The 6000-nt window shown below is 30.6% G+C and carries 6 protein-coding genes; 4 read left to right on the top strand and 2 right to left on the bottom strand.

Annotated elements, in window-relative coordinates:
* Positions 1–300: 300 nt before the first annotated feature.
* Both B4E95_RS04610 and msrA read left to right on the top strand, forming a co-directional pair.
* The gene (locus B4E95_RS04610) at positions 301–762 is read left to right on the top strand and encodes an Lrp/AsnC family transcriptional regulator (RefSeq protein ID WP_291063291.1); all 462 of its coding nucleotides are present in this window, start codon (positions 301–303) and stop codon (positions 760–762) included.
* Positions 763–827: 65 nt separating this feature from the next.
* A complete protein-coding gene (gene msrA, locus B4E95_RS04615) occupies positions 828–1361 on the top strand; it encodes a peptide-methionine (S)-S-oxide reductase MsrA (RefSeq protein WP_291063293.1) in 534 nt (177 codons plus the stop codon).
* Positions 1362–1389: 28 nt separating this feature from the next.
* Here msrA and B4E95_RS04620 read toward each other — a convergent pair whose 3' ends face one another.
* Positions 1390–2745, bottom strand: coding sequence for a DEAD/DEAH box helicase (locus B4E95_RS04620; protein ID WP_291063295.1), 1356 nt, complete (start codon positions 2743–2745; stop codon positions 1390–1392).
* A 109-nt stretch (positions 2746–2854) separates the two neighbouring features.
* Between B4E95_RS04620 and argS the strand changes: the two genes are divergently transcribed.
* Both argS and B4E95_RS04630 read left to right on the top strand, forming a co-directional pair.
* A complete protein-coding gene (argS, locus tag B4E95_RS04625) occupies positions 2855–4627 on the top strand; it encodes an arginine--tRNA ligase (RefSeq protein ID WP_291090288.1) in 1773 nt (590 codons plus the stop codon).
* Between the two features lie 63 nt (positions 4628–4690).
* A complete protein-coding gene (locus tag B4E95_RS04630) occupies positions 4691–5161 on the top strand; it encodes a DUF1810 family protein (protein WP_291048060.1) in 471 nt (156 codons plus the stop codon).
* A 38-nt stretch (positions 5162–5199) separates the two neighbouring features.
* Here the strand turns inward: B4E95_RS04630 and B4E95_RS13125 are convergent, their stop codons facing one another.
* Positions 5200–5742, bottom strand: a complete 543-nt coding sequence (locus tag B4E95_RS13125) for a T9SS type A sorting domain-containing protein (protein ID WP_407933558.1) — start codon at positions 5740–5742, stop codon at positions 5200–5202.
* Positions 5743–6000: the final 258 nt, after the last annotated feature.

Consider the following 6000-nt stretch of genomic DNA (forward strand, 5'->3'; position numbering starts at 1 on the left):
GGAAAGAGAAAACTGAAGTCCTGTTTTAGCAATTGTTTTATGAGGTTGCAATCAGTCAAATCATTCCTCTCGATTTTTCGAGCTCAAATATACAATGAATAATATGAATAATGAAAAATATTTAACATTTATTAGTATATAAAAATTATAGAGTTTAACTTTTTATCTTTTTTAGAATAGAACAAAAAACGGTGTGTTTTAATAAATTATAAATATATTTTCTGTAAATGATTAATTTTTTTAATCTATATAGATAATTATTCAAAATAATATTGTTACTTTAGAAAAAAATTAACTGAAATGAAATTTGACACTCTCGATCAACAGCTGCTAATGTATCTACAAGAAAACAGTAAAATTACCTATAAAGAATTATCTGATAAGTTAAATTTATCGTCAACTGCAATTCATGAAAGAATCAAGAAATTAGAAAAATCAGGAATTATTTCTAAATATGTTGCGCTTGTAAATAGAAGATTAATTAACAGAGAACTTTTGGTATTTAGTCATATTAAGTTACAACAACATTCTACTGATAACATCAAGATTTTTGAGAACGAAATTGTGAATTTAAAAGAAGTTCAGGCGAGTTATCATGTAAGTGGTGATTACGATTACATTATCAAAATGTCTTTCGAAAATATGGACGAATACAGAGATTTTATGGTAAATAAACTAACAACAATAAAGGTAATTGGTAGTACTCACAGTACTTTTGTGATTGGTGACGTAAAAGATGATACCGCTTTCCAATTGGTATAAAAATATAAGAATGGTTCTGATAGATTAGAACTTTTTTTGATTGAATAAGTAAAAATAGAGAAGACATGAGCAAGGAAATAGCAGTTTTAGGAGCTGGTTGTTTTTGGTGTGTGGAAGGAATTTTTAATTCGATAAATGGAGTAGAACAAGCTATCTCTGGATTTGCAGGAGGTAATGTAGAAAATCCTACTTATCGTCAGGTTTGTGATACAGATACAAATCACGCGGAAGTTGTTGAAGTTACTTTTGACAATGAAATGATTTCGTACAAAGAATTATTAGAAATTTTTTGGAATATTCATAATCCAACACAGTTAAATAGACAAGGAAACGATGTCGGTACACAATATCGTTCGAGTATTTTTTACACATCAGAAGAACAAAAAAAACAAGCAGAAGAATCGTTAAAAGAGTTTGATAACGGAACTTTGTATGAAGATAAATTCGTTACAACAATAGAGCCTTTAGATAAATTTTGGCCAGCTGAAGATTATCACCAGGATTATTACAATGAAAATCCAGATCAGCCATATTGTTCGGCAGTTGTTGGACCAAAAATTGCAAAATTTAAATCTAAATTCAAACAGATTTTAAAATAAGAAAAGCGACCAATTGGTCGCTTTCATTTTATTTTCCTTTTTTGCGTGCTTTCGCTTTTTGCTTTTGCTGACCACGGTTTTTAGGTTTAGATTTTGGTGGTTTACGTTTCGTAGGACCTCCTAAATTCACCTTTTTATTTTTATCTTTTTTCTCGTGAAATGCTGCACCACGTTCTTCAATTTTTACAGTTGTAAGCTGTTTCATTTTTACAACATCTTTCTCGAACTCACGTTTTACAGGATTAATTTTTACGTCCTCTTCAGGGAAAGGAATCTCTTCAATCTCTTTATCCATCAAGGCTTCGATATCATCTAAACGTTCAATTTCTTTTTCAGAAAAATAAGAAATCGCTTCTCCTTTTTTATCCGCACGTCCTGTACGCCCAATTCGGTGAATATATTGTTCCGGAACATCTGGAATTTCGAAATTGATAACATGCGTAACATCTGGAATATCCAAACCACGAGCCATAATATCTGTCGTTATAATTCCTCGGTATTCATCTCTAGTAAAGGCTTCCATTGTTCTCAAACGATAATTTTGAGATTTGTTAGAATGAATTACTCCAAATTCATCTGGATAAATTTCATCTAAATGATTGAAAATTAAATCAGCATGTTTTTTATTATTTGAGAAAATTAAAACTTTCTCAAATTTTGCTTTGTCTTCTAATTGATGAACAATTAAATTCAATTTTGTATTGAAATTCTCAACTGGAATAGCCAATTGAGTGATTTTTTCTAATGGTGTTCCCGAACGAGCCAATGAAATTTCAATAGGATTTTTGAAATATTCGTGTAACATATCATCTACTTGATCTGTCATCGTAGCAGAAAATAAAATGTTTTGACGTTTTTCGCTCATCATTGTAAATAAATGAATCAGTTGCGGACGAAAACCTAAACTCAACATTTCGTCAAATTCGTCAACCACTAATTTCTTCATTTCTTTGAATGATAATACATTGTCTATCGCCAAATCTAAAACACGACCTGGTGTTCCAACCAAAATATCAACGCCTTCATACACCAATAATTTTTGAGTATTGATGTTTACACCACCATAAATTCCTAAAACACGAACATTGATAAACTCCGTTAATTGCTCTAAAATATCGGTAACCTGAACAACTAATTCGCGCGTCGGAACCAAAATAACAATCTTTGGTTGATTCGTTTTAGAGTATTGATAAGTATTCAATAAAGGTAATAAGTAAGCCATTGTTTTACCTGTACCTGTTTGGGCAATTCCCATTATATCTCGTCCAGAAAGAATCGGTTTGAATGATTTTTCTTGAATTGGAGTTGGGGTTGTGATATTCAACTTTTCTAAAGCCGAACTCAATTGTTTTGTTAATTCGAAATCCGCGAATGTAGCTTTCATTTTGCAAAGATAAGTTTTCTTGATGACTTCTTAAAAACTCAATGTGCAATCCGTTCAAATTCGTTGAAACTTCGTACTTTTGCATTTCGATTAAGTAAAAAGGAATAAAATGAGTTTAAAACAATACATCACGCAGAATGTTTTAGAAGCGATTCAAAACGTTTATCAAATTTACCCTGAATCTGTTGAAATTCAGTTCACAAGGAAAGAGTTTGAAGGTGATTATACATTAGTTGTTTTCCCATTAATCAGAACTTTGAAAGGTAAACCAGAAGAAATCGGTACTAAAATCGGTGAAAATTTGGTTGAAAATAATAAAATTACAGCGTTTAATGTTGTAAAAGGTTTCTTGAATATGAGTTTAAACTCAGTAGAATTTTTAGAAAATTTTACTCAAAATGCTCAAAATTCAACTTTTGGAATTACGAAAGTTGATGAAAATTCTAGAACGGTAATGGTAGAATATTCATCGCCAAATACAAACAAACCTTTGCATTTAGGACATGTTCGTAATAATTTGTTAGGATTTTCGGTTTCTCAAATTATTGAAGCAGCAGGAAATAATGTGATTAAAACACAAATTATTAATGATCGTGGGATTCACATTTGTAAATCGATGATTGCTTGGGAAAAATTTGGAAATGGTGAAACGCCAGAATCTGCAAATATGAAAGGCGATCATTTGGTTGGAAAATATTATGTGGAATTTGACAAACATTATCGTCAAGAAATCAAAGAATTAGAAGCGCAAGGAAAATCGGAAGACGAAGCGAAAAAAGAAGCTCCAATTTTCTTAGAAGCACAAGAAATGCTGCGTCAATGGGAAGCACAAGAACCAAAAGTTATTGAGCTTTGGCAAAAAATGAACGGTTGGGTGTATGATGGTTTTGCAAAAACGTACAAACGTCTTGGTGTTGCTTTTGACGAATATTTATACGAATCAAATACCTATATTTTAGGAAAAGATATTGTTGAAGAAGGTTTAAACAAAGGTGTTTTTTACAAAAGAGAAGATGGTTCTGTTTGGATTGATTTGACTGCAGAAGGTTTGGATGAAAAATTAGTTTTACGTTCGGACGGTACTTCAGTTTATATCACGCAAGATTTGGGAACAGCTGTAGAGCGTTTCAAAAATAATCCGACGTTAGAAGAATTGACGTATGTTGTAGGAAATGAGCAAGATTATCACTTCAAAGTTTTATTCTTAATCTTGAAAAAATTAGGTTATTCTTGGGCTGATGCTTTACATCACTTGTCTTACGGAATGGTTGATTTACCAAACGGAAAAATGAAATCTCGTGAAGGAACTGTTGTAGATGCAGATGATTTGATGCAAGAAGTTTATAATACAGCAAAAGAGATTTCTGAAGAATTAGGAAAATTAGACGGAATGTCTGATGATGAGAAAGCTGAATTGTACGAAACAATTGCAATGGGTGCTTTGAAATATTACATTTTGAAAGTAGATCCTAAGAAACGTATTTTATTCGATCCGAAAGAATCTGTAGATTTTAATGGAAATACAGGACCATTTATTCAATATACTTTTGCGCGTATTCAGTCTTTATTGAGAAAAGAATCTCCAAAAGAATTTGATGCAAATGCAATAGAATTGAATGATGCTGAAAAAGAAATTGTTCGTGCACTATACGATTTCGAAGATACAATAGAAAAAGCGGCGACAGAAATGAGCCCAGCTTTGATTGCTAATTACGTATATGAGTTGGTGAAATTATTTAATTCATTCTACCAAAACAATCCAATCTTGAAAAATGAAGATGAAAATGTGAAAAACTTCCGTTTATATCTGTCTCAATGGGTTGCAAATACGATTCAGAATTCGTTACGTTTATTAGGAATTGGTGTTCCTGAAAGAATGTAATCGACTTATAAAAAAAATAAAATGCCTCATCAATTTGGTGAGGTATTTTTTTAACTTTACAATATGAAAATAGGAGATTTACTGAAACAAAAAGATCCTCACGATAAATTTAATTTGAAACGATTTCACGATGCGCAAAGTTTTGTGTACGATGAAATTTTGATGGAAGTTCATGCAGGAAAAAAGCAAACGAATTGGATTGTTTTTATGTTTCCTCAATTAGTTGGATTAGGTTCGAGTGATTCGTCATTAGAGTTTGCAATTTCATCGAAAGAAGAGGCTAGAGCTTTTGTAAAAGATGAAGAACTTTGGGGAAATTATTTAGAAGTTTTATCTGTATTATTAATGAAACATAAAGGCGTAATTCCGCAATTAATTTTCGGAAAAAATGATGCAATGAAACTGAAATCAAGTTTGACATTATTCAACTTTATAGTTCCAAAAGAAAAAATTATCAAAGATGTTTTGAAGTTTTTTTATGCAGATCAAGTCGATAAAAAAACATTAAGTATATTGAAACAAATGAATAAATAAAAAAATCTCGAGCATTTGCTCGAGATTTTTTTGTGAGATTATTTTTTTACAATAACTTTTGTTGAGGTAACTTCATCATCAGATTGAATATTAACTATATAATTTCCATTATTTAAATCAAAATTAATATCTTGAGAAGAGCTTAAAGATTTTACTAAACTTCCGGAGAAATTATAGACATTGATTTTAGTATTTGTGTTTTTTAAGTTTGAAATAAAAATCTTTCCATTAGAACTTATAACTTTTACAGAATTTTTTGTTGATAAGTTTTTTGTTGATAGAGTAGAGGTTGTTCCTAGCTTTCCGTCATAAACTTCTACTTTATATATATTTAAAGCTTGATCACCTCCTAAATAAATAGTTCCTGCACCTCCCTTATATTCAATGTAATCGGTTGGAATATTGTCATTACCATTTACATCAACTTTACTAATAACTTCTTTTCCATCTGTTATATATAATGTTCTCGTTCCAGAAGAGCTTCCTGATTTAAACCAAACTTTTATTTTAACTGGTTCTGTGACAGAAAAGAATAAATATCTTTTTGGATATCCAATGCAAACTCCTAATGAATAATATATCTGCTGTAATTATCTAAAATTTGCTTAAATAATATCATAACCATCCAATAATCTTTAAATAAATATAATCAGTCTCCCACATTTGATGAACGAAATTGTTTTTATCTTTAAATTCATTTGCGGCTGAAACCAAAATATGATTGGGAGCTGAAATTAAATCTCGTTTCCTCAATATCCGATTAATACTCGATTCTGAAATATAAATTCCTAGTTTATCGGTCATTTTATAAGCTAATTCTCTCTGTAATCTTCCCTAAA

It is taken from the genome of Empedobacter sp. UBA7494, assembly GCF_002478465.1.
GTDB lineage: Bacteria > Bacteroidota > Bacteroidia > Flavobacteriales > Weeksellaceae > Empedobacter > Empedobacter falsenii_B.

Bases quoted from the DNA above. Each gene is read 5' to 3' on its own strand.
- B4E95_RS04620 (WP_291063295.1), bottom strand. From the start codon at position 2,745: ATGAAAGCTACATTCGCGGATTTCGAATTAACAAAACAATTGAGTTCG.
- B4E95_RS04630 (WP_291048060.1), top strand. From the start codon at position 4,691: ATGAAAATAGGAGATTTACTGAAACAAAAAGATCCTCACGATAAATTT.
- B4E95_RS04610 (WP_291063291.1), top strand. From the start codon at position 301: ATGAAATTTGACACTCTCGATCAACAGCTGCTAATGTATCTACAAGAA.
- argS (WP_291090288.1), top strand. From the start codon at position 2,855: ATGAGTTTAAAACAATACATCACGCAGAATGTTTTAGAAGCGATTCAA.
- msrA (WP_291063293.1), top strand. From the start codon at position 828: ATGAGCAAGGAAATAGCAGTTTTAGGAGCTGGTTGTTTTTGGTGTGTG.